A 16,961-nucleotide genomic window follows, 5' to 3' on the forward strand; every position below is an offset into this window, starting at 1 on the left:
CGAGACAGGGAGGCCGGACGCCTCCCGGCCGCCGGCCGGACCCCCGCCCCCGCTACGGCGCCAGCACGGTGTCCCGCTGCCGCCACAGGACCTCCCGGGCCCTCAGCAGGCGCAGCGCGAGCTGGACTTCGAGCGTGCGTCCGGGCTGCTGCCAGGCGGGGCCCAGGAGTTCGGTGATCCGGTCCAGGCGGCGGGCCACCGTGTTGGGGTGGACGTGCAGGTCCTCGGCCGCCCGGGTGGGGCTGCCGCCCGAGGCGAAGTAGGCCTCCAGGGTGGCGATCAGACTGGTCGCGCGCTCGGTGTCGTGCTCCAGCAGCGGGCCGAGGAGCGAGGCCACGAACCCCTCGACGTCGTGGTCGTCGGAGAGCAGCAGCCCCAGGAAGCCGAGGTCGGCCATCGCCGCGGCGCTCCCCGTGCCGTCCAGCGCCGTCAGCGCGTCCAGGCAGCGCACCGCCTCCTGGTGCACCCTGGCGACCGACGCGAGCCCGGTGGCCGGACCGGCCGCGCCGACGGTGACGGGCTGCCGCAGCAGTGGGGAAAGCTCCTTGGAGACCGAACGGGCGGCGGCCGAGGCGTCCGTACCGGGCAGCAGCAGCACGACGCAGCCGTCACGCACCGTCTTGAGCCCGGACCGCCGGTACGCGTACGACGCGGCCCACACCGCGGCCTTCCCGTGCTCGCCGCCCTCCGGCCGGGCCACCACGACGACATGCGGGCCTTCCGGGTCGATCCCGAACTGTCCTGCCTGATAGACGAGTTGACTCGAAGGCTGGAGGGGTGTCGCGAGCAGGACGTCGAAGAACTCGTCCCGTCCCGGCCCGGCCGTCGCGGGCACGCTGCGCTGCCCCACGAGTTGCAGCGCGACCGCCCGTCCGACGAAGGCGAGGAAGCTCTCCTCGTCGGGGCCGAGCGGTCGCGCGAACCGGGCCACCACCACCCCCAGGTCCTCGACGCCGGCACCGACCGGGGCCACCCAGACGTCCTGCGCCGGGCTCACCGGGGCCCTCGCCGCGTGCGCCTCCAGGGCCGCCCGGCCGGTCAGCACCTCCGCGAGGCCGGGCACCTCCCCGGTGGAGGAGAGCACCTGCCCGTGCGCGTCACCGACCGCGAGCGTGGCGCCCAGCGCCTCCCCGGCCGTCCTGGCGACCACGTGCAGGTCGCAGCCGTTCAGCACCTGGTCGGCCAGCCGGATCCGGGCGTCGGCCAGCTCACGGGTCCGCGCGATCGTGTCGCGCGCGCGGGCGCCCGCCGACTCCAGCTCCGCGATCTCCAGCCGCGTGCGGTCCAGCAGCCTGGCCCGCTCCAGCGCCACCGCCGCGAAGTCCGCCAGGGAGCGCATCAGGCTGATCTCGTCGGGCGTGAAGTGCCGCACGACGCGGTCGGCGCCGTAGAGGGCGCCGATGGAGTCCGCCCCCACCTGGATCGGCACCGCGATCACCGCGCGCAGCCCTTCGGCGCGGACCACCTCGTCGATCTGCTCGCTGTGCGGGATCCGGTCGTCGTTCAGGTAGTCCGGCGACCAGAACGCGCCGCCCTGCCCCTGCGCCATCTGGCCGAGGCCGTGGTGCTCCTCGACCACCAGGCCCACGTTGAGCGTCGTGGTCTGGCCCTCCGAGCAGTGGACGTACGACCCGCCCCGGGGCAGCGGCAGGCTGATGTAGGCCATGTCGAAGCCCAGCAGCCGACGGGTCCGGCTGGTGATGACCTTCAGCAGGGTGTCCGGGTCGTACGGGGCGGTCATGTCGTGGATCATGTCCACCAGGGCCGCCGTGGCCGCCTCCCGCTGCCGGCGCTGGTCGAGCGAGGCGTGGATCCTCAGCCCCAGCCGGACGGCCCGTTCGAGCTCCGCGCGCCGGCCCGGTGGCATCCCTTCCCCGCCCGGCTCCGCGGCGCGGTACAGCAACTCGTGGAAGCGGCCCAGCGGCGCCTCCGCGGCGAGCAGTTCGAGAATCGCCAGGGCAGGCGCGTCCGCGAACCCGGAATCCAACGGCATGGTTCCCCCTCCACAGCCGGTGAAGATCATCTACACCGAGAGTAGGCGCCACGCAAGAGGGGGGTCAAGGCGCTGGCCTGCGATTTAACACGCCCGTAGTGACCGGGACACCGCACCGAACACGGCACGCTGTCACCCCGCCACCTTCCCGGAAGCGGCCGGCGAGGGGAACAATTCCAGGCGGGCACCGCGGGAGCGGTGCCCGCTCGCATGACAACGGGGGACATATGAATAGGCTCACGGACTACGGGCGTTCACTCGCCCGCAGCCGGGCCGCGCGGCTCCACGCCGACCGGCGCAACACCTTCACCCTGGCCGGGCGCGAATGGGACCTTTTGGACGAGGTGTTCGCGCCGCCTTTTTCGGTGTCGTCCGGGATCGCCCTGGAACTGCTCGGTCTGGGCGGGACGCCCGGAACATCCGGGACACCCGAAACGTCCGGACCCGGCTCGTTCCTGGAGGTCGGCTGCGGCACCGGCATCATCGCCGTGTCCGCCGCACTGGCGGGCTGCGAACGCGTGACGGCCCTGGACATCAGCGAACCGGCCGTCCGGAACACCGTGATGAACGCCGAACGGCACGGCGTGGCGGACCGGCTGACCGTCGTGCACAGCGACCTCTTCGAGAACGTTCCGGCCGGCCGGAGGTTCGACACCGTCTATTGGCACTCCAACCTCGTACTGGCCCCGCCGGAATACCGGCACAAAACGATCCACGAACGCGCCTACGTGGACCCCGGTTACCGGGACCACCGCAGATTCCTGGCCGACGCCCCGTCATTCCTGACCGAGAACGGGAGAATCCTGCTGCATTTCAGCAATCGCGGGAACACCGCCCGACTGAATGCGATCGCCGCCGAAAACGGCCGGGAAGTCCGTGAACTCCGCAGCCTCCGGGTGCGCGAAGGGGACGACCTGGTCGAGCACGTTCTCCTGGAGATCTCCGTCGCCGAACCGTCATGAGAACTCTACTCGTCGACAATTACGACTCCTTCACCTTCAACCTCTACCACTGCCTGGCCCGGGTGAACGGCTCCGAGCCGGTGGTGATCCGCAACGACGACCCGTCCTGGCACCTGTCCCGGCTCTCCGGGTTCGACAACGTCGTACTCTCCCCCGGACCGGGCGATCCGGCCCGGGCGGCCGACTTCGGAATCTGCCGCGACATCGTCGAGCAGGGCGACATCCCGCTGCTCGGCATCTGCCTCGGCCACCAGGGGGCGGCGCTGCTGCACGGCGGCACCGTCACCCGCGCCCCGGAACCACGGCACGGCCGCACCTCGCCCGTCCTGCACGACGGCCGCGGCCTGTTCCACGGACTCCCGTCCCCGTTCGAGGCGGTGCGTTATCACTCGCTGACCGTGTCCGAACTGCCGGACGAAATGGAGGCCGTCGCCCGGACGCCCGACGGCGTGCTGATGGGACACCGGCACCGGCACCGGCCGATCTGGGGACTGCAGTTCCACCCCGAGTCGGTCCTCACCCGGTTCGGCCATGAACTACTCGCCAACTTCACCCGGCTGAGCCGGGAGTGGCACGCGGCCCGGGGCACGGCGGTCCGCCCGTCGCCGCCTGCTCCCGCGCCGCGCCCGGCGGACCAGGCGGACCCGGCGGACCGGGGCGGCACCCGACGGCTCCGGGTCCTCGTGGACCGCCTCCGGACCGACTGGGTCGACGAGGTCGCGTTCCAGCGGCTCTTCGGCGCCGCCGACACCGCGTTCTGGCTGGACAGCAGCCGGCCGGACGGCGGCGCGGGCCGGTTCTCCGTCCTCGGGGACGCCTCCGGCCCGCTCGCGCGGATCGCCGAGGCCGACGTCCGGAGCCGGACCGTCACCGTGCGCTCCGCCACCGGCTCACGGACCGTCACCGGCGACTTCCTCGACTGGATCGACCGCGACCTCCGCGGCATCCGCACCGAACTCCCCCGCCTGCCCTTCGAGTTCGCGCTCGGCTGGGTGGGATACCTCGGGTACGAGCTGAAGGCCCAGTGCGGTGCCGGGGCGGCCCACCGGGCCGAGGACGCCGACGCCACCATGGTGTTCGCCGATCGCGCGGTCGTCCTGGACCACCTCACCCGCACCACCTACCTGCTGGCGCTGGCGGAGGACGAGGACGAGGCCCCGGCCAGGTCCTGGCTGGAGACCACCGCACGGGCCCTGGCCTCCGTGGCCGGCCGCCCGGCCGCGGACCCCGTCCCACCCGCTCCGCGGTCCGCCGTCCGGCTGCGCCACGACCGCGACGCCTACCTGCGGCTGATCGGCTCCTGCCACGAGGAGATCGCCGCCGGAGAGACGTACGAGGTCTGCCTGACCAACGTCGCCGAGGCCGGGGGCGACCTCGACCCGTGGGAGGGCTACCGCGTGCTGCGCCGCTTCAGCCCCGCCCCGTACGCGGCACTGCTCCGCTTCGGCCCGCTCGCGGTGCTCAGCACCTCGCCGGAGCGCTTCCTGCGCGTGGGGGCGGACGGCGTCGCGGAGTCCAAGCCGATCAAGGGCACCCGGCCGCGCGGCGCGACGCCCGAGGAGGACGCCGCGATCGTGGCGGGGCTGCGGGCGGACGAGAAGGACCGCGCGGAGAACCTGATGATCGTCGACCTGGTCCGCAACGACCTCGGGCGGCACGCCGAGATCGGCTCGGTCGAGGTCGCGGGCCTCTTCGACGTCGAGACCTACGCGACCGTCCACCAGCTGGTGAGCACGGTGCGGGCGCGGCTCCGGCGGGACCGCACCGCCGTGGACTGCGTGCGGGCCGCGTTCCCCGCCGGCTCGATGACGGGCGCCCCCAAGCTGCGGACCATGGAGGTCATCGACCGGCTGGAGGCCGGGCCGCGCGGCATCTACTCCGGCGCCATCGGCTACTTCTCGCTGTCCGGCGCGGCCGACCTGAGCGTCGCGATCCGCACGGCGGTCGTCACACCGGGGCGCGTGCGCTACGGGGTCGGCGGGGCGATCGTCGCACTGTCGGACCCGGAGGCCGAGTTCGAGGAGACGGCGGTCAAGTCGGCCCCGCTGCTCCGGCTGACCGGATCCGCGTTCCCCGGCCGCCGGCCGCCCTCGGCGCACGGCTGAGCCGGCGCGCCCCCGGGGTCGGGCGCGCCGCGGCTGGTGCGCCGTCCGGCGGCCAGCAGCGCGGCGGGGCCCGCCTCCCGGTACCGGCCGACCAGGTCCTCCAGCAGCCGCCTGGTCTCCGGGCCGTCGGGCGTGTGGATCCACATCTTCGTGTCGGGCGCGGAGGCCGTCGTGAACGCGTTGGTGATCACGCTCAGCCGCTCGCCGTCCACGCTCCAGAACGACTTGCGCCGGGTGTTCGACGCGGCGACCTCGTGCCTGGCCCACAGCTCGGCGAAGCGCGGGCTGGCCTCCCCGAGCTGCCGCACGAAGTCGCCCCAGTGCGGGTCCTTGAGCCGGTGGCCGAACTCGGCCCGCAGCTGGGCCACCATGACGGCTGTCTCGTTCTCCCACTCCACGAGCGGCTGGAGCCGCCGCTCGACCGTGAACAGGTGCCACAGCACGTTCCGCTCCCCCGGCGGCAGCAGCACGATCGCCGGATCGAGCGCCCCGTACGCGTCGTTGAACGCGAGCACGTCGTAACGTGCGGTCACGATGCAGGCCGGCAACGGGTTCAGCGCGTCCAGGATGGCCTGGTTCTCGGCCGGGTCGGCGAGCCGCGCCGAGGCGTCCAGCGGCACGGCCGGCACGGCCGCGAGCCGGTAGAGGTGACCGCGCTCGGCCCGGTCGAGCCGCAGCGTGCGCGCGATCGCGTCGAGCACCTGGACGCTCGGGTTGATCCGCCGCCCCTGCTCCAGCCAGGTGTACCAGGCCGCACCGATCCCCGAGAGCTCCGCGACCTCCTCGCGGCGCAGGCCGGGCGTGCGCCGCCGCGGGCCGGGTGACAGTCCGACGTCCTCGGGCTTGATGCGCTCGCGTCGGAGCCGCAGGAACGCGCCCAGCTCCGCGCGTCGCTGGGCCTCGGCGGTCGGAGGGGGGCCGTCGGTCGGTCGGGTCACCGCACGATTCTGCTGGACAACGGGCCGATCCGGGTAGCCGGGTACTCCCGGTTCCAGGATCACTGGATATCTGGTACCCCCCACGGGGCCGCCGGGATCATCGCTGCCATGACCGAGAAGACTCAGGAGCGGGCGGCAGCAGCCGCCCGGCCCACGCCCCCCGCAGAGCCGGAGACCGCGCTCCCGGCCCCCGACGCGGCCGCACAGACCCGCCGGAACAACCAGATGCTGGTGGTCCTGCTGGGTGCGGTCTTCATGGCCCTGCTCGACTCGACGATCGTCAACGTCGCCACCCCGACCATCCGGACCGACCTCGGCACCACGGGGTCCGCCCTCCAGCTGATCGTCTCCGGCTACACGATCGCGTACGCCACGCTGCTCGTCACCGGCGCCCGTCTCGGTGCCCGCAACGGCTTCCGGACGGTCTTCCTGGCCGGACTCGTCACGTTCACCGTGGCCTCGCTCGCCTGCGGACTGGCGCCCGACGAGGGCACCCTGATCGCTGCCCGGGTGGTCCAGGGCGTCGGCGCGGCGATGATGATGCCGCAGATCTACAGCCTGATCCAGCTGAAGTTCGAGGGCGCCGCCCGGGCCCGGGCGCTGAGCCTGTACGCGGCCACCATCGGCCTCGGCGTCGTGGTCGGCCAGGTCGCCGGCGGACTGCTGGTCAGCGCCGACCTGTTCGGCACGGGCTGGCGCCCGGTGTTCCTGATCAACGTGCCGGTCGGGGTGGTCCTGGTGGCCGCCGGGCTGCGCGTGCTGCCGAAGGGCCGGCCCGAGAACCCCAAGGGCCTCGACATCCCCGGGCTGATCACGCTGACCGCCGCGCTGCTGCTGCTGGTCATCCCGCTGGTGCTCGGCCACGAACAGCACTGGCCGGCCTGGATGGTGGTCTCCCTGGTCCTCTCCGTCCCGGTGTTCGCCGCCTTCGCGATCGTCGAGCGCTCGGTGGCGCGCCGTGGCGGTTCGCCGCTGATCCCCGGCCGGGTCCTGAAGACGCCCGGCCTGCTGCCCGGGGCGAGCGCCATGTTCCTCGCGATGGCCGGCTACGCGGGCTTCCTGTTCTCCTTCTCGCAGCACATGCAGTCGGGGCTCGGCGAGTCCGCCACCCGCACCGGCCTGACCTTCGCGCCGCTCGCGCTCGGCGTCGCCACCGGCAGCCTCACCTGGCAGAAGGTCCCGGCCCGGTGGCACCGCCAGATGATCGTCATCGCGTGCACCGTCACGGCCGTCGGCCACTTCGGCATCGGCTTCGCCGTGCGCTCGGGCGGGCACGGCGGCGTCGCGCTGCCGCTGCTGCAGCTGGTGGTGGGCCTCGGCATGGGCTACATCACCAGCCCGCTGCTGACCGTCTCGCTGGCCCGGGTCGTCCCCGCCGACGCGTCGGACGCCAGCGGCGTGATGACCACCTCGGCCCAGATCGCCCAGGTCCTCGGTATCGCGACCTACGGCAGCGTGTTCCTGGGCACCGCCGACGGCCAGGGGGCGAACCCGTCGGCCCACGCCATGTTCGTCACCGCGATGCTGGTGGCCGCGGGCGCCCTGCTCAGCGCCGTCGCGTCGATGAAGCTGCCCCGCCCCCGGAAATCCTGAACCCGGCGGTCCCCGGGGGTCGTTGCCGCGCGAGCGGCCGATCCGGCCGGACCGCGGCGGGTTCGTGCGGAATGCTCGGCCGGGACTTCCCGTCCGAGCGTTTCGCATGCGCCCCCTGGGACGGGACGGAACGGCCGGCCCGGCTCACCGCTCGCGCCCCCTGGGCTTCAGCGGGGTGGCGGGCAGTTCCGGGGCGGGCAGGCGGTCGCCGGCGTAGCCGTGGACGGTGCCGAAGCGGTCGGTGGTCATCCAGTCGGCGCGGGCCCGGGCGATGTCCTCGGTGGAGCGGCCGATGAAGTTCCACCACATGACGATCTTCTCGTCGAAGGGCTCGCCGCCCAGCAGCAGGACGGCGGCGTCGGTGCGGGCGAGCAGCGGGAGTTCGGGGCGGCCGCAGCCCAGGTAGAGCATCGAGCCGGGTTCGACGCGGACGCCGTCGACGTCGACGCCGCCGGACATCGCGAGGACGGCGTACTCGAAGTCCGGGACCAGCGGAAGCCGGAGGTCCGCGCCGGCGGTGAGGGCGAGGTCGGCGCCGACGAGCGGGGTGTACGTGGTGCCGGGCGAGGTCGCGGTGTCCAGGGTGCCGAGGACGACGGTGGCGTTCAGGCCCGGGGCCGTGACGACCGGCAGGTCGGGGTGGTGCTCGAAGGCCGGGGCGGTGTGCCGGTGGGCGTCGGGCAGGGCCACCCAGAGCTGCGCGCCGTGCAGGTGGCGGGCGTGCGGGCGGGGGGACTCCTCGGAGTGCGAGATGGCCCGGCCGGAGGTCATCAGGCCCAGTTCGTACGGGCGGACGGTCCGCAGACTGCCGAGGCTGTCGCGGTGCAGCACCTCGCCCTGGTGCAGCCAGCTGACCGTCTGCAGGCCCATGTGGGGGTGGGGCGGGACCTGCATGCCGGGCTCGTCGGCGATGTCGTCGGGGCCGTAGTGGTCGACGAAGCACCAGGCGCCGACCATCCGGCGGCCCAGGTTGGGGAGCAGGCGCCGCACCACGGTGCTCTCGCCGAGGGGGACGCGGCGCCCGGTGAGGAGTTCCTTCACCGGGCCGCCGCCGGCCTCCCGACCGCAGGCGGTCGGGACGGGCTTGCGGTCGAGGTTGCTCATGTGCGGGTCCACCACCGTACGGAGAGGGGCGATGAGAGACGTTCGTCAGTGATCGTCCCTCAGCGCACCCGGTATCCGCGCCCGCGACGCGGACTCAGTGCGCGCAGGCCCACCAGGCGTCGGTGGTGGCGGCGGTCGCCAGGTCGCGCAGCTTGCGGACGGCCTCGGCCGGGTCCTGCGCGCCGTAGACGGCCGAGCCCGCGACGAAGACGTCCGCGCCGGCCTCGGCGCAGCGCTCGATGGTGCTCGCGGACACGCCGCCGTCGACCTGGAGCCACAGTTCGAGGCCGTGCTTGGCGATCAGCTCCCGGGTGCGGCGGATCTTCGGCAGCATGATGTCCAGGAAGGCCTGGCCGCCGAATCCGGGCTCGACGGTCATGATCAGCAGCATGTCGAGCTCGGGCAGCAGGTCCTCGTAGGGCTCGATCGGGGTGGCGGGCTTGAGGGCCATGGAGGCGCGGGCGCCCTTGGCGCGGATCTCGCGGGCGAGGCGGACGGGCGCGGCGGCGGCCTCGGCGTGGAAGGTGACCGAGCCGGCGCCGGCCTCGACGTACTGCGGGGCCCAGCGGTCCGGGTCCTCGATCATGAGGTGGCAGTCGAGCGGGATGTCGGTGGCGCGCGCGAGCGACTCGACGACGGGGACGCCCAGGGTGAGGTTGGGCACGAAGTGGTTGTCCATGACGTCGACGTGCAGCCAGTCCGAGCCCCGGACGGCCTCGGCCTCCTCGCCGAGACGGGCGAAGTCCGCGGACAGGATGCTGGGGTTGATCTGCGCCATTACCAATACCTTCACACGAGGGCTCGGGCGCCACCGTGCCGGGCACCCCGCCCCATCATCTCGCGCGCCGGCACCGGCCCGCGCACCGCGCGGTCGCCCGCGTGACCGTCATCACACCCGGGGTGGGGTTACCGCGGCCGCCGCCGTGGTCATCAGCACTGGAGCGACGCCCCGACCCGTCCCACCCCCGTTCAAGGAGGGTCTCCCGATGGCCGATCTCGTCCACCCCGCCCGTTCTCTCTGGTGGCTCTTCGAACCGGTGCACTCCCTCACGTACTTCTCGCCCGAGGGCCAGGCGGCCTTCGAGGCGGCCGGACTGCGGGGCGGGTGGCGCGGCTACTTCGCCAGCCGGGCCGCGCCGCTGGGCGCGGTGGACGCGCCGCCCGTGATCGCCGCGTTCTTCAGCTTCGCGCCGGCGGTCGTCGAGCGCGCGGTGCCCGAGGTGTGGACGCACGCCGGCCCGGAGAAGGCCCTGGCCGCGCGGGCCGAGGGGTCGTCCGCGGCGCTGGCCCGGGTGCTGGAGCACGTCGACCCGGCCCAGGTCGAGCTGGCCGCCGACGCGCTGGAGCGGGCGGCGGCACGGCTGGACTGCGCCGGGCGCGTCCTGGCCGCCGCCAACGCCGCGCTCCCCCGGCCGGCCGACCGCTACGGGCGGCTGTGGCAGGCCGCGACCGTCATGCGCGAGCACCGCGGGGACGGCCACGTCGCCGCGCTGGTCACGGCCGGGCTGGACGGCTGCGAGGCGCTCGTCGTCCGCTGCGCGCTGGACGTGCGGCGCGAGGACCTCCAGCCGCGGCGCGGGTGGACGGACGAGGAGTGGGAGGCCGCCGCGGAGCGGCTGGTCGAGCGGGGCTGGCTGACGGCGGACGGCGCGGTCACCGAGCTCGGCCGGATCCGGCACCAGTCCCTGGAGGCCGCGACCGACCTGGCCGCCGCCCGGGTGTGGGAGGACTACCCGCGCCGCGAACTCGACCGGCTGGCGGCCGCGTTGAAGCCGATCTCGGCGCTGTGTCGCGGCGAACTGCCGGTCGACCTGCTCGGGCTGCCGAGCATCAGGCCCTGACGCCCTCGGACTGACCGGACTCGCCGGGCGGGCCGGACTCACCGGACTCGCCCGGCGGGCCGAGGACGATCCCCCGTCCGGCGAAGAAGCGTCCGAAGTCCCGCCACGGCACGTGCGCGAAGGACTGCGACCCGCCCGGGAACCCGGACGGGTTGTGGATCACCAGCGCCGTGCTCGTGGCCCCCACCGCCAGCACCAGGTGCCCGCCGCGGCGGACCGGGTCCGGCCCCTCCGGCTCACGGATCGACGGGTGCACCGACAGCATCGGCAGCCGCCCGCCGGCCACCTCGGCCGCGATCTCCCCGGGCGCCAACTCCCGCGCCTCGGCGGCCAGTCCCCACCGTTCCCGGACGTGGGTGGCGAACGGTACGTGGATCAGCCCGCGCAGGCCGTCGCCCTCCCGGACGTACGCGCCCGCCGCCTCGCACTCCCGGGCGAGCACGAGCGCCGGGGGCGCGAGGCCCCACCAGAAGTCGAGCGCCATCCGCAGGCAGGCCACCCCGCACAGGCGCCACGACCACCAGCCGTACTCCTCCGGCGTGGCCGCCCCGGACTGCCCCCACCGCGGATCGTCGGCGGCGTCCAGCGCCCCGCCGACGATCTCCCGCACGAGCTCCGCCGACTCCCACTGCGCGTAGTACGGCACGTCGTGCACAACCGCCTCGTCACCCATCCCCCGACGCTCTCACGCCCCACCGCCCCACGCGAGCGCCACACGCGAGGCCACACCGTCCCGCCCCGGCCGCCACGACCGGGGCGGGACCGCGCCGAGCGCCTACCAGGCGTAGTCCTCCGGGGCCGGGCGGTGGCCAGGGAAGAGGTCGTCGAGGCGGTCGAGGGTCTTGCGGTCGAGCTCGACGTCCAGGGCCCGGATCGCCGAGTCGAGGTGCTCCGGGGTGCGCGGGCCGATGATCGGGGCGGTGACGGCCGGGCGGCCGAGGAGCCAGGCGAGGGCGAGCTCCGCGGGCTCGACGCCGAGTTCGTCGGCGAGGTCCTCGTAGGCCTGGATGCGGTCGCGGTGGGTGGCCAGGAGGTCGTCGGCGTGTGCGAGCGCCGCCCGCACGCGGGTGCCCTCGCGCTCCTTGCGCAGCGCCCCGCCGAGCAGCCCGCTGCGCAGCGGGGACCACGGCAGGAGGCCGAGGCCGTAGTGCTGGAGGGCCGGCACGACCTCCAGTTCGACGGTGCGGTCCAGCAGGTTGTACAGGGACTGCTCGCTGACCAGGCCGAGGAAGTGGCGGTTGCGGGCGGCCTCCTGGGCCTGGGCGACGTGCCAGCCGGCGAAGTTGCTGGAGCCGACGTAGATGATCTTTCCCTGGGCGACCAGGACCTCCATCGCCTGCCAGATCTCCTCCCAGGGCGTGTCCCGGTCGATGTGGTGCATCTGGTAGAGGTCGATGTGGTCGGTGTTCAGGCGCCGCAGGCTCGCCTCGACGGCCCGCCGGACGGCGAGCGCGGAGAGCTTGCCCTCGTTGGGCCAGTCCCCCATCGCGGCATAGGCCTTGGTGGCGAGGACGGTCCGCTCCCGGCGCCCGCCGCCCTGCGCGAACCAGCGGCCGATGATCTCCTCGGTGCGGCCCTTGAGGTTGCCCTCGGGGTCGCGGCCGTAGGCGTTGGCGGTGTCGAAGAAGTTGATGCCCCGGTCGTGGGCGGCGTCCATGATGCGGTGGGCGTCGGACTCCTCGGTGTGCGGGCCGAAGTTCATGGTGCCCAGGCAGAGGCGGGAGACGGTCAGGCCGGTGCGGCCGAGGTGGGTGTACTCCATGGCGTCCACCTTCGGTCGCACCGGCACGGGTGTCCAGCACCTTCACCGGACCGGCGGGTCAGCACCCGCCCGTGCTCACACTCTCGGCGCCCGCGCCGCCTCAGCGCCCGTGGGTGGCGAACTTCCGTACGGCCAGCGGCATGCAGAGCACGAGCAGGGCCGCGCTCCACAGCAGCGAGGCGAGCACGGCGTGCTGCATCGGCCAGGCGCCGCCGGGCGCCGAGGGGTTGCCGAACAGGCTCCGGCTCGCCTCGACCACCGCGCTGATCGGGTTCCAGTCGGCGACGGTCCGCAGCCAGCCCGGCATGCCGCCGGTGGGCACGTACGCGTTGGTGATCATCGCCAACGGGAAGACGGCGACCGAGAGTTGACCGGCGGCCTCCTCCTTGCCGACGGCGAGTCCGAGGCACGTCCCCACCCACGTCATGACGAATCGGAAGAGCAGCAACAGCCCGAACGCCCCCGCCGCGTCCGCGAATCCGTGCCGGACGCGCCAGCCGGCGGCCAGTCCGACGGCCGCCAGCAGCGCGAGCACGACGGTGCTGACCAGCAGGTCGGCGAGGGTCTGGCCGAGCAGGAGGCCGGTGCGCGAGACGGGCATCGAGCGCAGCCGGTCGGTGACCCCGCGCCCGACGTCGCGGGCGGCGCCGACCATGGTGGGCATGATGCCGTTGGTGGCGACCATGGCGAACAGGCCGGGCATCAGGAACTCCCGGTAGTCGCCCCCGCCCGGCACCTGCATGGCGCTGCCGAAGACGTACCCGAAGACCACCACCATGATCACCGGCACGCCCAGCGAGGCGGCCAACAGGCCCGGCGAGTGGCGGTAGTTGAGCAGGATGCGGAGCATCGACGTCCCGGTGTCGGTGACGAGCCGGGACGGTCCGGCGGCGACCGGGCCCGCGTGCGTGGCGGCCATCAGGCGACCCTCCTCAGGTCGGCGGTGCGGGTGGCGGTGAGCGCGAGGAACACGTCGTCCAGCGAGGGCGCCCGGACCGCGACGTCCTCCGCGACGACGCCCTTCCCGTCCAACTCCCGCACCAGCGCCGGGAGCAGGACGTCGACGCCCGGCGGTGTCACCACCGTGACCAGGCGCTCGGCGACGTCCACCTGCGCGTCCCCGCCGGACAGCCGGGACAGCACGACGGCGGCGGAGCCGAGTTGGGAGGCGTCCGCGATGGTGACGGACACCCGGCTGCCGATCTGCGCCTTGAGCCGGGCCGGCGGGCCGGTGGCGATCGCGGCGCCGTGGTCGACGACGACGATGTCGTCGGCGAGCCGGTCGGCCTCCTCCAGGTACTGGGTGGTGAGCAGCACGGTGGTGCCGTCGTCGGCCAACTCCTTGACGGTGTCCCAGATCTCCTGGCGGCTGCGCGGGTCGAGCCCGGTGGTGGGCTCGTCGAGGAAGAGCACCGGCGGGCTGGTGACGAGGCTGGCGATCAGGTCGAGGCGCCGGCGCATGCCGCCGGAGTAGGTGCGCACGAGCCGGTCGCCGGCCTCGGCGAGGCCGAAGCGGTCGAGCAGTTCGTCGGCCCGGGCGCGCGCCCGGCGGCCGCCGAGGTGGTGCAGCCGGCCGAACAGGTGCAGGTTGTCGCGCCCGGTGATGCCCTCGTCGACGGCGGCGTGCTGCCCGGCCAGGCCGATCGCGCGCCGGACGGCCTCGGACTCGCGGGCGACGTCGAACCCGGCGACCCGGGCGGTGCCGCGGTCGGGGGCGACGAGGGTGGCGAGGACGCGGACGGCGGTGGTCTTGCCGGCGCCGTTGGGGCCGAGGAGGCCGCACACGGTGCCGGCCGGGACGGTGAGGTCGAGGCCGCGCAGGGCCTCGGTGGCGCCGAAGCGTTTCGCCACGCCCGCCATCTCGATGGCGGGCCCACGGTGGTCGGAGCGGTCGGACATGGCTGTCTCCACCCTTCTCTAGGTACAGCGTACGTAGAAGCGCGTGCGGGCTCATCGTACTACGTACGCCGTACGTATCTAAGATGGGTGAGCGAGGTGATCTTCAGTGCCGTCCAGCAACACCCCCGACAACCGCGACACCCCGGGCCGCGGCGAGCCCCCGACGCCCCCCGACGCGCCCGAACTGATCTGGCTGCGCCCCGAGCGCACCGGCCGCGGCCCCCGGCCCGCCCACAGCCGGGCGTCCATCGCCGCCGCCGCGATCGCCATCGCGGACGCCGAGGGCCTGGACGCCGCCTCGATGCGCCGCGTCGCCGCCGCCCTCGGCGCGGGCACGATGTCGCTCTACAACTACGTGCCGAAGAAGGAGCACCTCCTCGACCTGATGCTCGACGCAGCGGCCGGCGAGTACGACTTCGCGACCCTCGCCCCCACCGGCGACTGCCGCACCGACCTCGTCCGGCTCGGCCGCCGGCAGCTCGACCTGTGCCGCCGCCACCCCTGGCTGCCCGCCCTGGTCCTCGCCCGCCCCGGCATCGGCCCCAACGCGCTGCGCTACACCGACCACTACCTGGCCATCACCGCCCCGAGCGGCCGCAGCGGCGGCGACCGGATGGAGGCGATGGCCCTGTTCAACGGCTTCGTCTGCCAGTACGCCCAGTACGAGCGGACCGCGGCGGCCGGCGCCAAGTGGCAGGCGGAGCTGGCCGGTTACCTCACCCAGGCGGCGATGAGCGGCGAGTACCCGCACCTGGCACAGGCCTTCACCACCCCCGGCCCGCCCTCGGACCCGTCCACCGCCTTCGAGCGCTCACTGGATCGGGTGATCACCGCCATCCTGGCGCCGCCGTCGTAAGACGCTCGTAGCCCCCGCAGCCGCCGTACCTGCCGCGCCCACCACGGCGACAACGGCCCCGGGGCCGCCCGCAAGGCCGGGTCGATCCGGGTACACAGTGTCGGCGACCCGTCAACCGGTTCGGCGGAAGTCCCTCGCCCCGCCCGGTTCCCCCATAGTCTGCACGGGTGCGGTCACGCCCGGCGCCGGTGCGGGCGTCCTCCGTGACGGCCGCCCCCGGAGGGAGAACACGTCATGAGCGAGCTGGTGCACCCGTCCGACCCCGGTCTCGACGGACGGGCCGTCGGCGCGGCCGAGCGGACCTACGCGCGGAACGGATTCGACCCGGCGACGACCGACGGCCGGCTGTCCCACACCCCCTGCCGGGTGGCCAAACCGGTGTTCAACTCCTACCGCCGCAACGGCTCCCAGACCGTGTCCGGGTTCCTGGACACCTCGTGGGCCTACGACGCCCGCCTGACCGAAGCCCCCGACGACCCGGAAGGCCGTGCGGTCCAGGACGGCGGTCCGGGCGCCGACCTCGCCCGGCTCGACGCGGCACCCGGTGCGTTCGACGAGATCGTCCTCGGCCTCGTCGGGCTCGTCGGCGACCAGGGCGGCCTGGCCGCCGCCACCGCCCAGGCCGCCCAGGACTTCGGGATCCCCGAGGCCGAGCGCGGCGCGGTGGTCTTCGTCGACCCGTGGAGCGCGGTCGCCGCCTACCAGGGGTACGGCTTCGCGGGCTGGGTCTCCAACGACTACCGGGACCTCTTCGACGAGCGGAAGGCGCAGGGACTGCTGGGTGCCGCACGGCGCCTCAAGGACCGCGACCCGGCCCTCGCCGTCGGCCTGCACGTCGGCGGCTGGGAGCTGGGCGAGGCGTTCCGTCGCCTCACGCCCGACCCCGCCGCGCGGAAGCGGTTCGCCCGGTCCGTGGTCGAACTCCTGGAACAGTTCCCCATGTTCTCCACCCTCCACCTCGACTGGCGCTGGCCCGGCCTCGGCAAGGAGGCCACCGACTACGCCGCGCTCGTCGGCGAGACCAGGTCGGCCCTGTCCGCCGCCGGCCTGCCCGCGACGATCGCCGTCGCGGTGCCCGCCGCCGTCGCCCAGCTCAAGGCGATGAACGTCCCCGTCCTGGTCGAGGAGGGCGCCGAGCGCTTCGACGTGATGTCCTTCGACGCCTTCGGCAGCCCCTGGTCCCCCGGCCTCGGACACCACGCGGCCCTGCACCACGACCCGGCGGGCCCCCTGGCGGACAGCATCGACGGGGCCGTCACGTACCTCCTCGACGAGGCCCGCGTGCGGTCCACCCGCGTCCACCTCGGCTACGCCACCACCACGCGCAACGCCCGCCGGGCCCGGATCGACCGCGTCTCGCCCCTGAAGGGCCGGTACGACGCGGGCCCGGGCGAGGTCGTCGGGTCCTTCCGGCCCGGCGTGAGCCACTTCGCCGACGTGCTGCGCAACTTCCTGGACCTCGAACGCGGCCGGGGGCGCAACGGCTTCGAGCTGTACACGGACACCACCGCCGACGCCGACTACCTCCACAGCGCCGACAGCGGCGTCTACGTCTCCCTCGACACCCCGCGCTCCGTCCGCGCCAAGGCCGAGTACGCCCGCGCGCGCAACCTCGGCGGCCTGTTCGCCGAGCACGCCGAGGCCGACCCCGGCCTGCTCACCAACGCCGCCCACGAGGGGCTGGGGCACATCGCGACCTCGACCGTCATCGACATGAAACCGCTCTACGTCACCGGCCGCACCGCCTAGCACCGCACCGCCTGGCACCGCTGCCCAGCGGCGCCCGCCCCACGCAACGAGCCCCCCATCCGCCCCGCGCGCCCCACTCCCGACAAACCCGTCGCACCCGCACGCCGCCTCCCGTACGGTGGATCCGTAGACGATCTTGGCCGTACGACGAGGGGCACC

13 protein-coding genes and 1 pseudogene are annotated in these 16,961 nt (G+C 74.0%); 6 read left to right on the forward strand and 8 right to left on the reverse strand.

Features of this window, described 5'->3' with window-relative positions; all coding sequences use genetic code 11:
- Positions 1–52: 52 nt before the first annotated feature.
- On the reverse strand, positions 53–1,993 hold the full coding sequence (locus ACFV4F_RS01910) for a helix-turn-helix domain-containing protein (RefSeq protein WP_380500100.1): 1,941 nt from the start codon (positions 1,991–1,993) through the stop codon (positions 53–55).
- 344 nt (positions 1,994–2,337) lie between these two features.
- Between ACFV4F_RS01910 and ACFV4F_RS01915 the strand changes: the two genes are divergently transcribed.
- Both ACFV4F_RS01915 and pabB read left to right on the forward strand, forming a co-directional pair.
- Positions 2,338–2,955, forward strand: a complete 618-nt coding sequence (locus ACFV4F_RS01915; RefSeq protein WP_380500155.1) for a methyltransferase domain-containing protein — start codon at positions 2,338–2,340, stop codon at positions 2,953–2,955.
- Positions 2,952–5,060, forward strand: coding sequence for an aminodeoxychorismate synthase component I (gene pabB / locus ACFV4F_RS01920; protein WP_380500101.1), 2,109 nt, complete (start codon positions 2,952–2,954; stop codon positions 5,058–5,060). Before ACFV4F_RS01915 ends, pabB begins: the two co-directional genes overlap by 4 nt.
- Positions 5,061–5,164: 104 nt before the next feature.
- On the opposite strand, the pseudogene ACFV4F_RS01925 reads toward pabB, so the two are convergent.
- Positions 5,165–6,082 (reverse strand): annotated as a pseudogene (locus tag ACFV4F_RS01925) (helix-turn-helix transcriptional regulator); the annotation flags it as partial.
- Between the two features lie 24 nt (positions 6,083–6,106).
- Between ACFV4F_RS01925 and ACFV4F_RS01930 the strand changes: the two are divergent.
- Complete coding sequence (locus ACFV4F_RS01930) at positions 6,107–7,591, forward strand: MFS transporter (RefSeq protein ID WP_380500102.1); 1,485 nt, start codon at positions 6,107–6,109, stop codon at positions 7,589–7,591.
- 144 nt (positions 7,592–7,735) lie between these two features.
- On the opposite strand, the gene ACFV4F_RS01935 is transcribed toward ACFV4F_RS01930, so the two are convergent.
- A complete protein-coding gene (locus ACFV4F_RS01935) occupies positions 7,736–8,695 on the reverse strand; it encodes a pirin family protein (protein ID WP_380500103.1) in 960 nt (319 codons plus the stop codon).
- A 94-nt stretch (positions 8,696–8,789) separates the two neighbouring features.
- A complete protein-coding gene (rpe, locus tag ACFV4F_RS01940) occupies positions 8,790–9,473 on the reverse strand; it encodes a ribulose-phosphate 3-epimerase (protein ID WP_380444613.1) in 684 nt (227 codons plus the stop codon).
- A gap of 208 nt (positions 9,474–9,681) precedes the next feature.
- Here rpe and ACFV4F_RS01945 point away from each other — a divergent pair, with 208 nt between their 5' ends.
- Positions 9,682–10,536 carry a hypothetical protein gene (locus tag ACFV4F_RS01945; RefSeq protein WP_380444614.1) on the forward strand — a complete coding sequence of 285 codons (855 nt, stop codon included), beginning with the start codon at positions 9,682–9,684 and terminating at the stop codon, positions 10,534–10,536.
- Here the strand turns inward: ACFV4F_RS01945 and ACFV4F_RS01950 are convergent.
- The 4 genes from ACFV4F_RS01950 to ACFV4F_RS01965 form a co-directional block, all read right to left on the reverse strand.
- Entirely contained in the window at positions 10,526–11,209 is a 684-nt protein-coding gene (locus tag ACFV4F_RS01950; protein WP_380500104.1) for a C39 family peptidase, read from the reverse strand. The genes ACFV4F_RS01945 and ACFV4F_RS01950 overlap by 11 nt on opposite strands.
- 102 nt (positions 11,210–11,311) lie before the next feature.
- On the reverse strand, positions 11,312–12,298 hold the full coding sequence (locus ACFV4F_RS01955; RefSeq protein WP_380500105.1) for an aldo/keto reductase: 987 nt from the start codon (positions 12,296–12,298) through the stop codon (positions 11,312–11,314).
- A gap of 100 nt (positions 12,299–12,398) precedes the next feature.
- Positions 12,399–13,217, reverse strand: a complete 819-nt coding sequence (locus ACFV4F_RS01960) for an ABC transporter permease (protein WP_380500107.1) — start codon at positions 13,215–13,217, stop codon at positions 12,399–12,401.
- Positions 13,217–14,197: an ATP-binding cassette domain-containing protein gene (locus ACFV4F_RS01965; protein WP_380500108.1), complete on the reverse strand. Its 981-nt coding sequence runs from the start codon at positions 14,195–14,197 to the stop codon at positions 13,217–13,219. Before ACFV4F_RS01965 ends, ACFV4F_RS01960 begins: the two co-directional genes overlap by 1 nt.
- Positions 14,198–14,303: 106 nt before the next feature.
- Here ACFV4F_RS01965 and ACFV4F_RS01970 point away from each other — a divergent pair, with 106 nt between their 5' ends.
- A complete protein-coding gene (locus ACFV4F_RS01970) occupies positions 14,304–15,053 on the forward strand; it encodes a TetR/AcrR family transcriptional regulator (RefSeq protein ID WP_380493082.1) in 750 nt (249 codons plus the stop codon).
- Positions 15,054–15,287: 234 nt separating this feature from the next.
- Positions 15,288–16,802 (forward strand): glycosyl hydrolase family 18 protein, encoded by a 1,515-nt coding sequence (locus tag ACFV4F_RS01975; protein WP_380500109.1) that lies wholly within the window; start codon positions 15,288–15,290, stop codon positions 16,800–16,802.
- Positions 16,803–16,961 lie beyond the last annotated feature (159 nt).

Source organism: Kitasatospora sp. NPDC059722 (genome assembly GCF_042733235.1).
Classification (GTDB): Bacteria; Actinomycetota; Actinomycetes; order Streptomycetales; family Streptomycetaceae; genus Kitasatospora.

Bases quoted from the DNA above. Each gene is read 5' to 3' on its own strand.
- ACFV4F_RS01910 (WP_380500100.1), bottom strand. From the start codon at position 1,993: ATGCCGTTGGATTCCGGGTTCGCGGACGCGCCTGCCCTGGCGATTCTC.
- ACFV4F_RS01945 (WP_380444614.1), top strand. From the start codon at position 9,682: ATGGCCGATCTCGTCCACCCCGCCCGTTCTCTCTGGTGGCTCTTCGAA.
- rpe (WP_380444613.1), bottom strand. From the start codon at position 9,473: ATGGCGCAGATCAACCCCAGCATCCTGTCCGCGGACTTCGCCCGTCTC.
- ACFV4F_RS01935 (WP_380500103.1), bottom strand. From the start codon at position 8,695: ATGAGCAACCTCGACCGCAAGCCCGTCCCGACCGCCTGCGGTCGGGAG.
- ACFV4F_RS01965 (WP_380500108.1), bottom strand. From the start codon at position 14,197: ATGTCCGACCGCTCCGACCACCGTGGGCCCGCCATCGAGATGGCGGGC.
- pabB (WP_380500101.1), top strand. From the start codon at position 2,952: ATGAGAACTCTACTCGTCGACAATTACGACTCCTTCACCTTCAACCTC.
- ACFV4F_RS01955 (WP_380500105.1), bottom strand. From the start codon at position 12,298: ATGGAGTACACCCACCTCGGCCGCACCGGCCTGACCGTCTCCCGCCTC.
- ACFV4F_RS01950 (WP_380500104.1), bottom strand. From the start codon at position 11,209: ATGGGTGACGAGGCGGTTGTGCACGACGTGCCGTACTACGCGCAGTGG.
- ACFV4F_RS01930 (WP_380500102.1), top strand. From the start codon at position 6,107: ATGACCGAGAAGACTCAGGAGCGGGCGGCAGCAGCCGCCCGGCCCACG.
- ACFV4F_RS01975 (WP_380500109.1), top strand. From the start codon at position 15,288: ATGAGCGAGCTGGTGCACCCGTCCGACCCCGGTCTCGACGGACGGGCC.
- ACFV4F_RS01960 (WP_380500107.1), bottom strand. From the start codon at position 13,217: ATGGCCGCCACGCACGCGGGCCCGGTCGCCGCCGGACCGTCCCGGCTC.